Source organism: Rhizobium sp. No.120, assembly GCF_054558365.1.
The window spans coordinates 234,443-248,775 of the sequence record NZ_BAAJNQ010000004.1 but is presented as its reverse complement, the minus strand read 5'-3'; the positions used below and the strand labels follow the sequence as shown (position 1 = coordinate 248,775).

The following is a 14,333-nucleotide window of genomic DNA, read 5'->3' as shown; positions in this document are numbered from 1 at the left end:
CCGCTGCTTGCCTCTATCAGGGATCCGGCGATCAGCGGGACGCATTCTGCTCGCGGATCAGGGCGATCAAGGCCCGAAGCCGTGCCGGCATCTGGCGGCGCTGGGCGAAATACAGGCTAAGACCAGGATAGGGTGGGCTCCAATCCTCCAGTACGGAGATCAGATTGCCCGCCGCTATATGGTCGGCGACGGATGCTTCGTTGATATAGGCAAGCCCCGCTCCTTCGAGAGCAGCGCTCAGCATCAGGTCGGAAGCATCAAGAATAAGACTTCCCGGCGCATCAATCAGGATGGATTGGCCGTGCCGTTCGAATTCCCAGCGATAAAGTTTGCCACTGGCCCTACGAGCCCGGATGCAGCGATGCTGCAGCAGATCGCCGGGAACGAGGGGCGGCGGTCGCTGGCTGAAATAACTGGGTGAACCGACGACGAGCGAGCGCAGCGTCGGAATAATCGGGATCGCAACCATATCGGTCGGAACTGCCTCGGCAATCCGAATGCCAGCGTCAAAGCCCTTGCCAATGACATCAACCAGAGCGTCATCGGTGACGATCTCGATTTCGACATCGGGATAGCGCCGGCCATATTCGAGAATAAGCGGTGTCAGTAGCATGCGCGCTGCGCCGGGCGCCATATTGAGACGAAGCATGCCTGATATCGTACCGGAAGACAGGCCTGCATTTTCGATCGCCCTGTCGATTGCCACAAGCGCCGGCACCACTTCCGCCAAGAAGCGCTCGCCGGTATCCGATAGCGTGACACTGCGCGTCGTCCTGTTGAATATCCGCACGGACAGGCGTTCTTCCAGCGCGGCGACCGCGTGGCTGAGCGCCGAGGAGGACATGCCGAGTTCGCGGGCGGCCGCGCGAAAGCCACCATGGCGCGCAACCGCGGCGATCGCTTCAAGCTCCGCCAGACTGGCCTTCATTGCGCGATTTTCCTTATCAGCCTGTACTGCTTTGTCCCACTACACCGAACAGATAGCGCGTCTTACCTCTGTCGTGAAGATGAAGGAGACGCTTATGCGCACGATAGACACGATTTACATCAATGGCAGCTTCATTCGACCCCATGGCAAAGAGGAAGCACCTCTTTTCAACCCGGCCACGGAAGAGCAAATCGGCACCGTTCGCCTTGGCGACGAACAGGATGTCGACAATGCCGTAAGCGCTGCCAAGGCAGCATTTGCTAGCCAGTCGCAAAGCTCGAAGGCCGAGCGCATCGCCATGCTGCACAGCCTGCACGATGCGGTTGCGGCCAGAGCCTCGGACCTCACCGACGCCATGCGCGAAGAATACGGCGCCCCGGCATCCTTCATCGGTTTTTCGGTACCGCATGCCGCCACCGCATTCCTCAACATGGCCGAGACACTCGAAACATATGAATTTCGCCGCAGTATCGGCCATGCGGAGATAGAGATGCGCCCGGCCGGCGTTGCAGCCGCGATCACGCCTTGGAACAGCAATTACGGCTTCATCTGCAACAAGCTTGCCACAGCCATCGCGGCAGGCGCGACCATGGTCATCAAGCCCTCCGAGATGAGTGCGATCCAGACGCAGCTCCTCACCGAGTGCCTACATGCGGCCGGCCTGCCGAATGGTATTTTCAATATCGTCAACGGCTACGGCCATGTGGTGGGCGCCGCTCTCAGCAGCCACCACGACATCGCAAAGATCAGCTTCACCGGCTCTACGGTCACCGGACGGGCGATCTTGCAGGCTGCATCGGCGAGCTTGAAGCGCGTCACGCTCGAACTCGGCGGCAAGAGCCCTAACATCATTCTCGACGATGCCGATCTCGATACCGTCATTCCGCAGGTGCTGACGGCCGGCTTTACAAATAGCGGCCAGGCCTGCATCGCTGGCACCCGCATTCTCGCCCCCGAAAACCGGCTGGCGGAAATCCATGACCGCCTGATCCGGGCAGCTGCGGCTTTCAAGGTTGGCAATGCCAGCGATCCCAGCGTCAAGATTGGCCCGATGGTCAGTCAAAAGCAATGGGGTCGCGTCCAATCCTATATCCGCCTCGGCCAGGAAGAAGGCGCGCGACTGATCGTTGGCGGTGAAGGGCGGCCGGAAGGGCTTACTCGCGGCTGGTTCGTTCGCCCGACGATCTTCTCCGGCGTCAACAACGATATGAGGATCGCCCGCGAGGAGATTTTCGGGCCGGTACTGTGCGTCATCCCCTATCGCGACGAAGACGATGCACTAGAGATCGCCAACGATACGACCTATGGCCTGCAGGCTTATGTTTTCTCGTCGAATATCGGCCGAGCTAAGCGCATCGCCGAGCAGATCGAGGCAGGCCGCGTGATCATCAACGGCGCGGCGCATGAACCGCTGGCCCCTTTCGGCGGCTTCAAACAGTCGGGCATCGGCCGCGAGTTCGGGGTCCATGGCCTGGAATCATTCCTCGAGCCGCGTGCCGTGCTGAGTTGATATGGCGGAGGACCGGGCCTGAAGCACCTTGTGCTCCCTAGCGACTGCCTCCCTTTGCCGCGACCTGCTTATCGTGTGCGACTGGGCTCCGTTCAGGTTCCCGTTAGGATCATGCCCTACCTTTAGAATAGTTCCAATCTAAGGAGGCATGATGCTCGCACGATCCGCTTACTCCGTTCCGCAACGCATCCTTCACTGGCTAATGGCCATACTTATTTTCTTCAATCTCCTGTTCCCCGATGGAATGAACGCTTGGCGGCGTCTGGTACGCCATGGGCAGACGCCGACGCCGGCCGACATTGCCAGTGCCAACATTCACGCCTATGTCGGCATCGCCATCCTGCTGCTCGCCATCGTGCGCCTGGCGCTCAAATTTTCGTCTGAAACTCCCGCAATGCCGGACGGCCAGCCCGTGATCGTGCATTACATCGCCAACCTGACGCATTTCCTGCTTTACGCACTGATTTTCGCCATGCCGCTCTCGGGAATGGCCGCCTACTATCTCGGCATCGACACGGCCGCTTTCCTGCATGGCGGACCGATCAAAGCGGTGCTTTGGGCGGTCGTCGTCCTTCACATATTCGGCGCGCTCGTCCAGCATTTCTATTTCAGATCGAACGTGCTGCGCCGCATGACGGTCGGCTAGAAAGCCGGAGGCTTGGCGGCCTATGCCGCTTCGCCGCCAAAGTGCCTTTTGAATGAGAAGAGGGCGGTCGGCAACGCACTGCCTCCTTCAAGCGCCAGATCGGCCAGGATCTCGCCGACGACACTGGTGAATTTAAAACCATGACCGGAGCAGGCCGACGAGACCACTACATTCGGCTGTCCCGGCATTTGATCGATGAGGAAATCCTCGCTCGGCAGCATGGTATAGCGGCAGGTGGTCGCCCGCTCGCGAAATGAGGCCGCGTTCGGCAGACGCTTGCGAGCAAAGCTGTCGAGCAGATCGGTATCCGTATCATTGACCGGCGGGTTCGGCTTTGTCGGGTCGATCGGCTCGCGGAAATGCGCATGGCGACCGATTTTCACGCCATCGACGCCGATCGCCGGGAAGCCGAAATAGGACCCTTCCGCTCCTTCGTCGCGCAAAAAGCATGGCATGCGCTGCGGTTCGGCAACAAAGCCATCCTTAGGCTGATACCACGCGACCACCTGCCGGATAGGTTGAGCATGCGCCTTCAGCTGCGGCACGAGCTCGGCAATCCACGCTCCCGTTGCGACGATCACCTTGCGGGCGCGATATCGCCCTGTCGAGGAAACGACGGTGACACCCGTATCGTCGGGATCGATCGCAACAACGCGCTCGCCGAAATGCAAAACGGCGCCATCTTCCGCCGCAAGCTTCAAATAGCCCATGATCGCCGCTTCAGGCCTGACATAGCCGCCCTGCGGATCGAGCACGCCGATCTCCCCTTCGTCCAGCGCAAAAGCCGGGAAACGACGGTTCATGGCGTCCCGGTCGAGTACTTCGTACGACAATCCATGCATGTCGCAGGAAGCGCGTGTGCCGCTGACGATCTTGCTGTCGGGCATGCCGATCTGCAGGACACCTGTCACCGTCAGGATTTCGGCCCGCAGCCGCGCCTCCAGCGAGCACCAGTTTTGATAGGCACGCTTCAGTAGCGGAACATAGGATGGATCTTCGAAGTAGCCGAGGCGGATCAGGCGGCTGTCGCCATGCGAGGAGCTGAGGGAATGAGCGGGGAAATGTGCCTCGATTCCGATCGCCTTTGCACCGCGCGCTGCGGCGAAAGACAAAGCCGCACTTCCCATTGCGCCGAGGCCGACGACGGCAAGGTCGAATTCCGCAGTCATTTCATGCTCCAGTTTCATCTTCCGCTGGCGGCGCGATCTTGGCGATCATGCTCCGCAAGGCTTCCATATCCGCATTCAGCGGACGATCGTCGCCATAGATGGGCACATAGGAACGAGCGGCCGCATAGATATGCTCGGTTCCTGGCGCTCGCGTCCCATGCGAGGTGAGAAAATCGTGCGCCTGCGCCGCCGCCATCAGTTCGATCGCCAGGATGTATTCCGCGTTATCGAGGATCGCGATCAGCTTGTTGGCCGCCGCGGTCGGGTGAGCCAGAAAATCCTCCTGCAGGCCGGAGGTCAGGCCGCCATCGAGCGATGCGGGAGCGGCGAGCCGTCGGTTGTCGTTGCTCAGCGCCGCAGCCGTGTATTGCGCAATCATGAAACCGGAATGGCTGCCGGCGTCGCTGGCAAGGAAGGGCGGCAGGCCGCTGACCAGCGGATTGACGAGGCGATCCGTCCGGCGCTCGCTCATCGCAGCAATTTGAGCGATCGCGATCGCCAGACTATCGGCCGCCTGGCCGAGGGCTGGTGCAACCGCATGGGCTTCGGAAGAGACGACGGGCTTTTCAGGCGTGCCCGAAACGGCGGGATTATCCGTGACCGAAGCCAGTTCCTGATCGACGATGCGCCCCGTCTGCTCGAAGACATCCCATGCGGCGCCATGCGCATGAGGCACCGATCTCAGGCTCAAGGCATCCTGCGTGCGCCGTCCGAGAGCGGCAGCAATGAGGCCGCTGCCATGCAGGCGGCGGCGCAGACTGCGGCCGACCTTGGCGATGCCGGCCGATGGGCGCAGCGCCAGCACATTCTCATCGAAAGCCGCCATCTGGCAGCCCACGGCTTCCAATGTGAGCGCGGCAATAGCATCGGCCCAGCTAAGCAAATGTTCAGCGCGGGAGACGGCAAGCGCCGACAGTCCCGTGGCGCAAGCCGTGCCGTTGACGAGGCTCAAGCCTTCCTTGGCGCCGAGCACCAGGGGGCTGAGGCCGATTGCGGCGAGCGCTTCGTCGCCTTTCATCGACTTGCCCTTCACGACGGCCCTGCCCTCGCCGATCAGAACGAGAGCGACGTGAGCATTGTGCGTGAGATAGCCGGCAGAGCCCTTCGACGGGACTTCCGGAATGCAGTCGTGTTCGAGAAACGCAGCCAGATGCCTGACGATTTCAGGCCGGACGCCGGAATGGCCATGGGCAAAATTGGCGATCTGCGCTGATATGATAGAACGCACCTCACGCGCCGGCAAAAGCGGGCCGACACCGCAGGCATGGCTCAAGACGATGTTGCGCGAGAGTCGGCTCTGGGAATCGCGATCGACCACGGTATCGGAAAGCGCACCGACGCCGGTATTTATGCCATAGGCCCGCACGCCCGTTTCGACGATGCGCTCGACGATACGGCTTGCCTGCGCAACCCGCTCCCAGGCGGCATCGGAGAGAGACAACGGCTCGCCGTCGCCGACGCGCGCGACGTCACGCCAGGATAGCGGCTGATCGATCGTGACGGTCATTGCCCGTTTCCGAAATGACCGATGAACTGGCGGAAGGCTGGCGAGGCGCCGCCGCCAAACATCTCATCCGGCGTGCCGGTGCTTTCGACAAGTCCTTCTTTCATGAAGACCACGCGATTGGAGACATTGCGGGCGAAGCTCATTTCATGGGTCACGACCAGCATGGTCATGCCTTCCTCGGCAAGCGCGCGCATGACGCGCAGCACTTCGCCGACGAGTTCCGGATCAAGTGCCGAGGTCGGCTCGTCGAACAGCATGACCTTCGGCTTCATGGCCAGCGCACGGGCAATCGCCGCGCGCTGCTGTTGGCCGCCAGAAAGATGGGCGGGATAGGCATGGCGCTTGTCGGCGATACCGACCTTTTCCAGCAACGCTTCGGCCTCGGCGATGCACTCGGCGCGGGGACGCTTCAGGACATGAACCGGCCCCTCGATGACATTCTGCAGGATCGTCATGTGGGACCAGAGATTGAAGCTCTGGAAGACCATGCCGAGTTCGGAGCGGATATGATCCACTTGCTTGTGGCTCGCCGGATAGCTTTTGCCATTCTTGTGGATCATGCGGATCTGCTCGCCATCCACCCAGATCTCGCCATCGGTGGCGATTTCGAGGAGGTTGATGCAGCGAAGGAAAGTCGATTTGCCCGAGCCGGAAGCGCCGAGCAGCGAAATCACATCGCCATCCTGAGCATCAAGGGAAATGCCGCGCAAGACCTCATGAGTGCCGAAGCTCTTGCGGATGTTGCGGACGGAAAGTCGGGTGACACCTGGCATGATTTGCCTGCTCCAGTAAGCTTTAGGCCTTCAGCGCCGGCGGTATCGCGCGGCGATGGCGGGACAGAGAATATTCCAGCAGAGCCATGGCCTGCAGAATGATGAAATTCAGCACAAGATAGATAATCGCAGCACAGATGAAGACTTCCATCGTGCGATAGGTTTGCGAGATGAGCCGCTGGGCAACGCCGGTGACCTCCCAGACTGTGACGAGGCTCGCAAGCGCCGTCGATTTCATCATCAGCACGATCTCGGTCGAATAGGCCGGCAGCGCATGCCTAAAAGCGATCGGCGCGATGATGCGGCGCACCAGCAGGAAGCCGGACATGCCGATCGAACGCGCGGCTTCGATCTCTTTCGGCGAAACGGCGCGGATGCCGCCGCGGAAGATCTCAGCAGAATAGCCGGCGGTGCAAAGCGCCAGCGACAGGATGGCGCAAACGACGGGCTCGCGCAGGAAGGGCCAGAGGAACGAATAACGGATGATGGAGAACTGCGCCAAGCCGTAAAAGACCAGGAACATCTGGATCAGCAGCGGCGAGCCGCGAAACACGAAAATATAGCCCTTGGCAAAACCGGAGAGAATCGGATTGCCGCTGACGCGCATGGCTACGATGACGAGCGCCAGAATGCCGCCAAAGAAGATCGACAGGAAGAACAGCAGCAGCGTCATCGGCACTGCTTTCAGCAGGGTGACCATCGTGCTCGAAAAGAAATCGAAATCCATACCGTCCTCCTCAAGCCTGGCCGATCGTCGCAGCCGGCATGCTGCGGTTGGCGCGACGTTCAGCCTTGTTGAAGATGCGGTCCGACAGGCTGGTCAGGATGAGATAGAGAATGCCGCCGGCGATGAAAAAGAGGAAATACTGCCGGGTGGAACCGGCGGCCACTTGGCTGGTGCGCATCAGCTCCGCAAGGCCGGTCACCGAGATCAAAGCGGAATCCTTGAGGCTGAGCTGCCAGACATTGCCGAGGCCGGGAATGGCGAAGCGGAAGACTTGTGGAATGATGATGCGACGCAGGCGCAAGCCGCGATGCATGCCGATCGCAGACGCCGCCTCAAGCTCGCCCTTGGAAATGGCAAGATAGGCGCCGCGGAACACTTCAGCCTGATAGGCGCCGGAAATGATGCCGACAGCAAGTGCACCCGCGGCAAAAGACGGCAGGCCGAGAAAGCCTTCATAGCCGAGCCATTTGCCGATCGACGTTACCGCTGACGACCCGCCGAAATAGATCAGATAGATAATCAGAAGTTCGGGAACGCCACGGAAAACGGTGGTGTAGATATTGCCAATCGTCTTCAACACCATGCTTCCCGAGAGCTTCGCGAAGGCAATCACCGCGCCGAGGACGGCGCCGATGGCCAAGGCGGTTGCCGTGACGGCAAGCGTCATCAAGGTGGCAACAAGCAGCAGCGCGCCCCACCCGTTCGAGCCGAAGCCCAGCAATTGCAAGCTTGCCATAGATCCAATCCCTGTCCGTGGCAGTTTCAGGCGTCAGGATATCATATGGTCTCCGGCCGCAAAGCCGGAGACCGATGATAACGGCCGAAAGGCCGCACCCATCAATTCGGGCTGACGTCGACCTTGAACCACTTCATCGACAGGGTCTTGATGGTGCCATCGGCAAGCGCAGACTTGATGGCCTCATTGAACTTGTCGCGCAGGTCGGTATCGGCTTGGCGGATGCCGAGGCCTTCGCCCTCACCCCAGATGGAGCCGGCGATTTCCGGGCCAGTGAAGGCGAGCGAATCATTAGCGCTTGCAAAGGCATTCGCGAAGTAGACGGCATCATCGAAGCCGAGATCGATACGGCCATTCTGCAGGTCGAGATCGCGGTCGGCGCCGGTCTTGTATTCGCGGATCGTGGCGATCGAGCCGAAATTGTCATAGACGAACTTGGCATAGACGGTTGCAGCCTGGATGCCGATCGTCTTACCCTTGAAGGCTTCCTTCAATACGTCGATTTCCTTGACGCCGGTCTGGCCGGGGGTCATCTTGATCGTGGTGCCGGTGCCGGCGGCATTGGCAAGCGGGCTGTCCTTGGCGGTCGCAAAAGCGGCAGGCGTTGCAGCATAAGGAATGGTGAAGCCGATGACCTGCTTGCGCTCGTCGGTGATCGACAGAGCATCCATGATCACATCGAATTTGCCGGCGTTCAGCGCCGGGATCATGCCATCCCAGTCGGAAGCGACAAGCTTGCAATCGATCTTGGCGCGTTCGCACAGAACCTTGGCGAGCTCCGGCTCGAAGCCGCCGAGTGTGCCGTCGGCGTTTGTCATATTCCACGGCGCGTAAGCGCCTTCCAGGGTGATCGTTGCCGTCTTCCAGTCCTTGGCGAATGCCGGCGCGGCGAAAGCGGCGGCAGCCACGACGCCTGACAAGAGAATTGCACTGAATTTCATTGTGTTGAGCTCCTCTGAGGTTGAAACAGGCTTTACAGCGCTTTCCTACCGATCTTCGCCGGCTTGCCCGCTTTCCCAATTAATTTTTAGGATTGATTGCGAGGTTGTATAGGGTACCATATGAGATAATTTATGATATGCAAGTGGGAAAGTTGTTTTCGAGGCAAATTCACGCGGTGCAAAGGGAATAGGCAATGAAGCGTTCCGGCGAGATGAAACGCGAACTGGCGGAAAATGATACCGCACCTCTCTATGCCGGCGTCAAGCAAATGATACTCGACCGCATTCATAGCGGCGAGTGGCCGCCCAAATATCGCGTTCCCTCCGAAAACGAATTGGTGGTCGAGCTTGGCGTCAGCAAGATGACGGCCAATCGTGCATTGCGGGAACTGGCCAATGAAGGCGAGCTCGTTCGCATCCAGGGCGTCGGCTCCTTCGTCGCCGAGCGTAAGGGCGCATCGGCGCTGTTCGAGGTCCGCAACATCGCCGAGGAAATCGCCGAACGCGGTCATTCTCATCAGGCAACCGTTATTGTGCTGGCCCAGGAGGCCGCCTCGCCCGACGTGGCCGATGCACTGGAACTCGACATCGGATCGCCGGCTTTTCATTCGCTGATCGTGCATAGCGAGAACGGCGTGCCGGTACAGATCGAAGACCGGCATGTCCATCCGGACGCCGCGCCCGATTACCTGCAGCAGGATTTTACCGACATGACGCCGAATGCCTACCTTTCGGCCGTTGCCCCGCTCAGCGGCTCGGAACATGTCGTCGAAGCCGTCATGCCGCAAGCCTGGGAATGCAAGCTGCTGACGATCCTGAAGACCGAACCCTGCCTGACGATCTGGCGACGCACATGGTCGGCACGCGGCATCGTGTCCACGGCGCGGCTGGTTTATCCGGGACATCGCTATCGGCTGGAGAGCCAAAGCGGCAAACCATCCGAGCGTTAGTTGTATATGGAACATATGGCATCCACGCTTTCTGAAAAAGCGCTGGAGGATGTGCGGGGTTCGCTAAGCCCGACAGAGTCCGGCAAATTACGATAGCGGCAGGATGCATTCCATGAAAGCGCGCCCAACAACAGGCTCGATGCCGTTGCAAGGTCTGCGACAACCGTCAATGATGCCTTTCAGAGGCTGCTCAGCAACAGGCTGGTTTCGCTGTTTGCGACGCCGTCGATCATCCGCACCTCGCGCAAGACGCGGTCGAAGTCGGACAGGCTGGTGGCGCGGATATTGGCGACGAGATCCCAATTGCCGTTCGTCGTATGCAGCGAATAGATTTCGGGAAGGCCTCGCAGCTTGCGGATGACCTGCGTCGTCGATTTCCCCACGACTTCGATCATCATGACGGCATGCACGGTCTGCTCCTCATAGTCTTCCCGGACCCTTACGGTGAAGCCGAGCAGCGTGCCGGTCTCTATCAGCCGGTCCAGCCTGTTCTGCACCGTGCCACGCGCGACGCCCAGAACATCAGACAGTTTGGAGAGCGAAGCCCGCCCGTCGGCACGCAGATGAGCGATGATACGCCGGTCGAGATCATCGGGAATATACTTGGCAAGCGTCATCGCAGATCCTGATCTTATCTAATCTGTCAAAAATCCTGGGCAATTTGTATAAACTCATACCAGAACTGACACAGTTTTGCGATTTCAGTCAATCGATCCGCTTGATACCCTAGGGAAATGATTTCCATCGAGGATACGAGAATGTCCGCACCGCTCCCATCGGAAAAAGCTTTCATTCCCTTCGTCAGCGTCGAGAACATGATGCGGCTCGTCCATCACATCGGCATCGAAACCGTACTCATCGAACTCACGGATGCTATCGAAGCGGATTTCCGCCGCTGGGACCTCTTCGACAAGACGCCCCGTGTCGCCTCGCATTCGCATGACGGCGTCATCGAGCTGATGCCCACCTCGGATGGCGCCGTCTACAGCTTCAAATATGTCAACGGCCATCCGAAGAACATGGCGCAGGGACTGCAGACGGTGACCGCCTTCGGCCTGCTTGCAGAAGTCTCGACCGGATATCCGGTGCTGCTGACGGAAATGACGCTGCTGACGGCGCTGCGCACGGCGGCGACCTCGGCGATGGCGGCCAAACATCTGGCGCCGGCTAATTCGCGCCGTCTCACCTTGATCGGCAATGGCGCACAGGCGGAATTCCAGGCGCTGGCGATGAAGGCGGTCCTCGGCATCGAGGAAGTCCGCCTCTACGACATTGATCCGAGAGCAACCGAAAAGACGGTTCGCAATCTCGCCAGAACAGGCCTGCGTCTGGTGCCATGCACCTCGGCGCAGGCTGCCATCGAAGGCGCCGACATCATTACGACGTGCACGGCCGACAAGCAATTCGCGACCATTCTGACGGACAACATGGTCGGCGCCGGCGTCCACATCAACGCCATCGGTGGCGATTGCCCGGGCAAGACGGAGCTCCATCGCGACATCCTGCTGCGCTCCGACACCTTCGTCGAATATCCGCCGCAGACCCGCATCGAGGGCGAAATCCAGCAGATGGGCGCGGACTATCCGGTCACCGAACTCTGGCAGGTCGTCAGCGGCCGGGCAGCGGGCCGCAGCAGTGACAGGCAGATCACGCTCTTCGACAGCGTCGGCTTCGCGATCGAGGATTTCTCCGCCCTGCGCTACGTCCGCGAAAAGCTGGCCGGCACGGATTATTTCCAGAAGCTCGATATTATCGCCGACCCGGACGATCCGCGCGACCTCTTCGGCATGCTGCTGCGCGCAGCCTGAGTCAATGCCTGGAGCGCGAAAATGATTTAACCTTCCCGCTGCATGAGAGGAAATCTCGTCACGGGCTATCGGATCAATACAATCCACTCTCATCATTGACTGATTAACGCGCGCGGAAGGCCGGCAAGCGAATATTCACTTATGTGACTTAAAATACATCGAAATCAGCAGTTTTCTCTCTGCACTTCGTAGCGGAGTATATGCTATGAATTCGCAAGCCTGAGGGGAGCCGGACAATCCTCATGGATTGCGGTCGCTAAAGAGAGGATGCATTCTGAACATCGTGCCCGAACTGGCGAGACAAACGAACGAGATGGCTGAACTTATCTCCGGCTTCGACTGGGCAACCACCAGTCTTGGCCCCAGATCGGCGTGGCCCCCATGCCTTGCCGCCGCTGTCGATATCATGCTCCCCGCCCAAGCTCAGATCGTCATGTTCTGGGGCGAGGACTTTATTGCGCTTTACAACGATGCCTATGCGCCGACGATCGGCGACAAGCATCCCCGAGCGCTCGGACGGCCTGCGCGGGAAAACTGGGCCGAACTCTGGAGTGACCTCGAACCGCTTCTCCGCTCCGTCCTTCATGATGGAATGGCGGTCGTTGCCAAGGACCGGCCCTTCTACATCGAGCGCTACGGCTATCCCGAAACGGTTTACTTCGACATTTCCTATTCGCCCGTCCGTGATACGGACGGCAGGGCGCTGGGTGTGTTCTGCATTGTCAACGAGACGACGGAACGGGTTCGAACGGAACAGGCGCTGCGTGAAAGTGAAGAGCTGTTTCGCGCCGTCATCTCGCAATCGACGACAGGATTTGCCCAGTGCGAACTCGATGGCCGTTTCGTTCGGGTGAATGAGCGCTTCTGCGAAATTGTCGGCTACTCCGAGAACGAGCTGCTCGGCATGCGGACTTTCGACATCACCTATCCAGACGACCTGCATGAGAATGAGCGCCTGTTCGAAGCGATGATGGCGACGGGAGAAGGCTTCGAGATCGAGAAGCGCTATGTTCGCAAGGATGGTAGCCTCGTCTGGGTGGCGAACTCCGTTTCCGCCTTGAAAGACGGTTCGGGACGCGTCCAGCAGGTCGCTGCGATCGTCACCGATATCAGCGAACGCAAGCGTGCACAGGAAGTAGAGCGGCAACTGGCGGCAATTGTCGCCTCATCGGACGACGCGATCCTCAGCATCGATCTCAACATGATCATCACGAGCTGGAATAGCGGTGCTGAAAGGCTTTACGGACAATCGGCCGAAGAGGCCATCGGCCAGTCCGTAATGATGCTCGTTCCGGAAGACCGCAGTGACGAAGAGCCGGCGATCCTGGCGCGTATCCGTGCGGGCCAGAAAGTAGAGCCTTACGAAACGAAGCGACGCAACAAGAACGGCGAGCTTGTCGATGTTCTCCTTAGCGTTTCCCCTATCTACGACGTCTATGGCCGGATCGTGGGAGCGTCGAAGACCGCTCACGACATCAGCGCCAAGAAGGAAGCCGAGCGCCTGCAGACGGTGCTGGTCGGCGAGCTCAACCATCGCGTCAAGAACGTGCTTGCCACCGTCATGGCAATCGCGCGTCAAACGTTGGGCAGAGGTGATACGGACAAGGCAGCGGTCGAGACTTTCGAGGCAAGGCTCTCCTCGATGGCGCGCGCTCATGATCTGCTGATCCATGGCAAATGGGAGCAGGCCGAATTGACCGAAGTCATAGCCCAGGCATTGTCGCCCTATCCAAAAGATCGGTTCGAAATCTCTGGTCCGGCCATCAAGCTCGCGCCGCGAGCCGTTGTTTCCATATCGCTCGCGCTGCATGAACTTGCGACGAACGCGGCCAAATATGGCGCGCTTTCGGTAGCCGATGGCCGGGTTGCCATTACCTGGTCGCTGGAAACGGACGAAGCCGAACGCCTCAAGCTACGGTGGCGGGAAGAAGGAGGACCACCCGTAAGACCTCCGACCCGGAGGGGTTTCGGCTCCCGCTTGATAGAAAGCCTGTTTGCTGCGGAATTGAACGGCAAGGTCCAAATCAGTTACGAACCCACCGGCCTGATCTGCGAAGTGGATGCTGCAGCGGGTATCGGCTGGGATCAGGATCGCGGTATGGCAGAGTAAGGTCCTTTCCTCCGCTGAGCCGACGTCGGCCCATTCAGCGCAGCCCCTTTGGGCGCGTCGCAAGCACATTGCGGATGGAGAAGCTCGAATGGATTCGCAGCACTCCCGGCATGGTCGAAAGAATATCCTTGTGAATACGCTCGAAGTCGCCGGGATTGGCGACCTCGACGCGCAGCAGATAATCGGAACCGCCCGTCATCAGGAAACACTCCTTGATTTCCGGATGCCTGCGCACCGCCGCCTCAAAGCGGTCGAGGTGTTCTTCCGTCTGCCGCTCAAGCGTGATGTTGATGATGACGGCGATCGCCGCTTCCGCCTGCGACGTGTCCACCAGCGCCGTATAACCGCGGATTACCCCTGCCTGCTCCATCAATTTGATGCGCCGCAGGCAGGCCGATGGCGATAGCCCCACTTCACTTGCCAATTTCGCATTGCTGACACGGGCGTCAAGGCGAAGCAGCTTGAGAATATTGCGATCGATGGCGTCGAGAGCGGTCATGTGGATTCTTTCAAAAATTCGCAGATCAT

General features: G+C 59.6%; 14 protein-coding genes. 5 read left to right on the top strand and 9 right to left on the bottom strand.

The features are described from left to right. Positions 1-31 precede the first annotated feature (31 nt). On the bottom strand, positions 32-928 hold the full coding sequence (locus ACYJRZ_RS15080) for a LysR family transcriptional regulator (RefSeq protein ID WP_459460037.1): 897 nt from the start codon (positions 926-928) through the stop codon (positions 32-34). Positions 929-1,022: 94 nt separating this feature from the next. Here ACYJRZ_RS15080 and ACYJRZ_RS15075 point away from each other — a divergent pair, with 94 nt between their 5' ends. Both ACYJRZ_RS15075 and ACYJRZ_RS15070 read left to right on the top strand, forming a co-directional pair. After that, on the top strand, positions 1,023-2,438 hold the full coding sequence (locus tag ACYJRZ_RS15075) for an aldehyde dehydrogenase family protein (RefSeq protein WP_459460035.1): 1,416 nt from the start codon (positions 1,023-1,025) through the stop codon (positions 2,436-2,438). Between the two features lie 151 nt (positions 2,439-2,589). Beyond that, a complete protein-coding gene (locus ACYJRZ_RS15070; protein WP_459460598.1) occupies positions 2,590-3,084 on the top strand; it encodes a cytochrome b in 495 nt (164 codons plus the stop codon). A gap of 20 nt (positions 3,085-3,104) precedes the next feature. On the opposite strand, the gene solA is transcribed toward ACYJRZ_RS15070, so the two are convergent. From solA to ACYJRZ_RS15040, 6 genes are all read right to left on the bottom strand, one after another. After that, positions 3,105-4,253: an N-methyl-L-tryptophan oxidase gene (solA, locus tag ACYJRZ_RS15065; RefSeq protein WP_459460033.1), complete on the bottom strand. Its 1,149-nt coding sequence runs from the start codon at positions 4,251-4,253 to the stop codon at positions 3,105-3,107. Position 4,254: 1 nt separating this feature from the next. Beyond that, positions 4,255-5,760: an HAL/PAL/TAL family ammonia-lyase gene (locus ACYJRZ_RS15060; protein WP_459460031.1), complete on the bottom strand. Its 1,506-nt coding sequence runs from the start codon at positions 5,758-5,760 to the stop codon at positions 4,255-4,257. Then, the gene (locus ACYJRZ_RS15055; protein ID WP_459460029.1) at positions 5,757-6,533 is read right to left on the bottom strand and encodes an ABC transporter ATP-binding protein; all 777 of its coding nucleotides are present in this window, start codon (positions 6,531-6,533) and stop codon (positions 5,757-5,759) included. The genes ACYJRZ_RS15060 and ACYJRZ_RS15055 overlap by 4 nt, the downstream gene beginning before the upstream one ends. Positions 6,534-6,555: 22 nt before the next feature. Further along, entirely contained in the window at positions 6,556-7,260 is a 705-nt protein-coding gene (locus ACYJRZ_RS15050; protein ID WP_459460027.1) for an ABC transporter permease, read from the bottom strand. Positions 7,261-7,270: 10 nt separating this feature from the next. Further along, positions 7,271-7,996, bottom strand: coding sequence for an ABC transporter permease (locus ACYJRZ_RS15045; protein WP_459460025.1), 726 nt, complete (start codon positions 7,994-7,996; stop codon positions 7,271-7,273). 101 nt (positions 7,997-8,097) lie between these two features. Further along, the gene (locus tag ACYJRZ_RS15040; protein WP_183711550.1) at positions 8,098-8,937 is read right to left on the bottom strand and encodes a transporter substrate-binding domain-containing protein; all 840 of its coding nucleotides are present in this window, start codon (positions 8,935-8,937) and stop codon (positions 8,098-8,100) included. Between the two features lie 194 nt (positions 8,938-9,131). On the opposite strand from ACYJRZ_RS15040, the gene hutC reads away from it, so the two are divergent. After that, complete coding sequence (gene hutC, locus ACYJRZ_RS15035) at positions 9,132-9,887, top strand: histidine utilization repressor (RefSeq protein ID WP_459460022.1); 756 nt, start codon at positions 9,132-9,134, stop codon at positions 9,885-9,887. A 179-nt stretch (positions 9,888-10,066) separates the two neighbouring features. Here hutC and ACYJRZ_RS15030 read toward each other — a convergent pair whose 3' ends face one another. Continuing rightward, positions 10,067-10,504: an Lrp/AsnC family transcriptional regulator gene (locus ACYJRZ_RS15030; RefSeq protein WP_015343394.1), complete on the bottom strand. Its 438-nt coding sequence runs from the start codon at positions 10,502-10,504 to the stop codon at positions 10,067-10,069. Positions 10,505-10,645: 141 nt separating this feature from the next. On the opposite strand from ACYJRZ_RS15030, the gene ACYJRZ_RS15025 reads away from it, so the two are divergent. Together ACYJRZ_RS15025 and ACYJRZ_RS15020 are read left to right on the top strand one after the other, a co-directional pair. Then, on the top strand, positions 10,646-11,695 hold the full coding sequence (locus ACYJRZ_RS15025; RefSeq protein ID WP_459460019.1) for an ornithine cyclodeaminase: 1,050 nt from the start codon (positions 10,646-10,648) through the stop codon (positions 11,693-11,695). Positions 11,696-12,008: 313 nt separating this feature from the next. Further along, positions 12,009-13,805 carry a PAS domain S-box protein gene (locus ACYJRZ_RS15020; RefSeq protein WP_459460017.1) on the top strand — a complete coding sequence of 599 codons (1,797 nt, stop codon included), beginning with the start codon at positions 12,009-12,011 and terminating at the stop codon, positions 13,803-13,805. 34 nt (positions 13,806-13,839) lie between these two features. Here ACYJRZ_RS15020 and ACYJRZ_RS15015 read toward each other — a convergent pair whose 3' ends face one another. Beyond that, positions 13,840-14,304 carry an Lrp/AsnC family transcriptional regulator gene (locus ACYJRZ_RS15015; RefSeq protein WP_459460015.1) on the bottom strand — a complete coding sequence of 155 codons (465 nt, stop codon included), beginning with the start codon at positions 14,302-14,304 and terminating at the stop codon, positions 13,840-13,842. Positions 14,305-14,333: the final 29 nt, after the last annotated feature.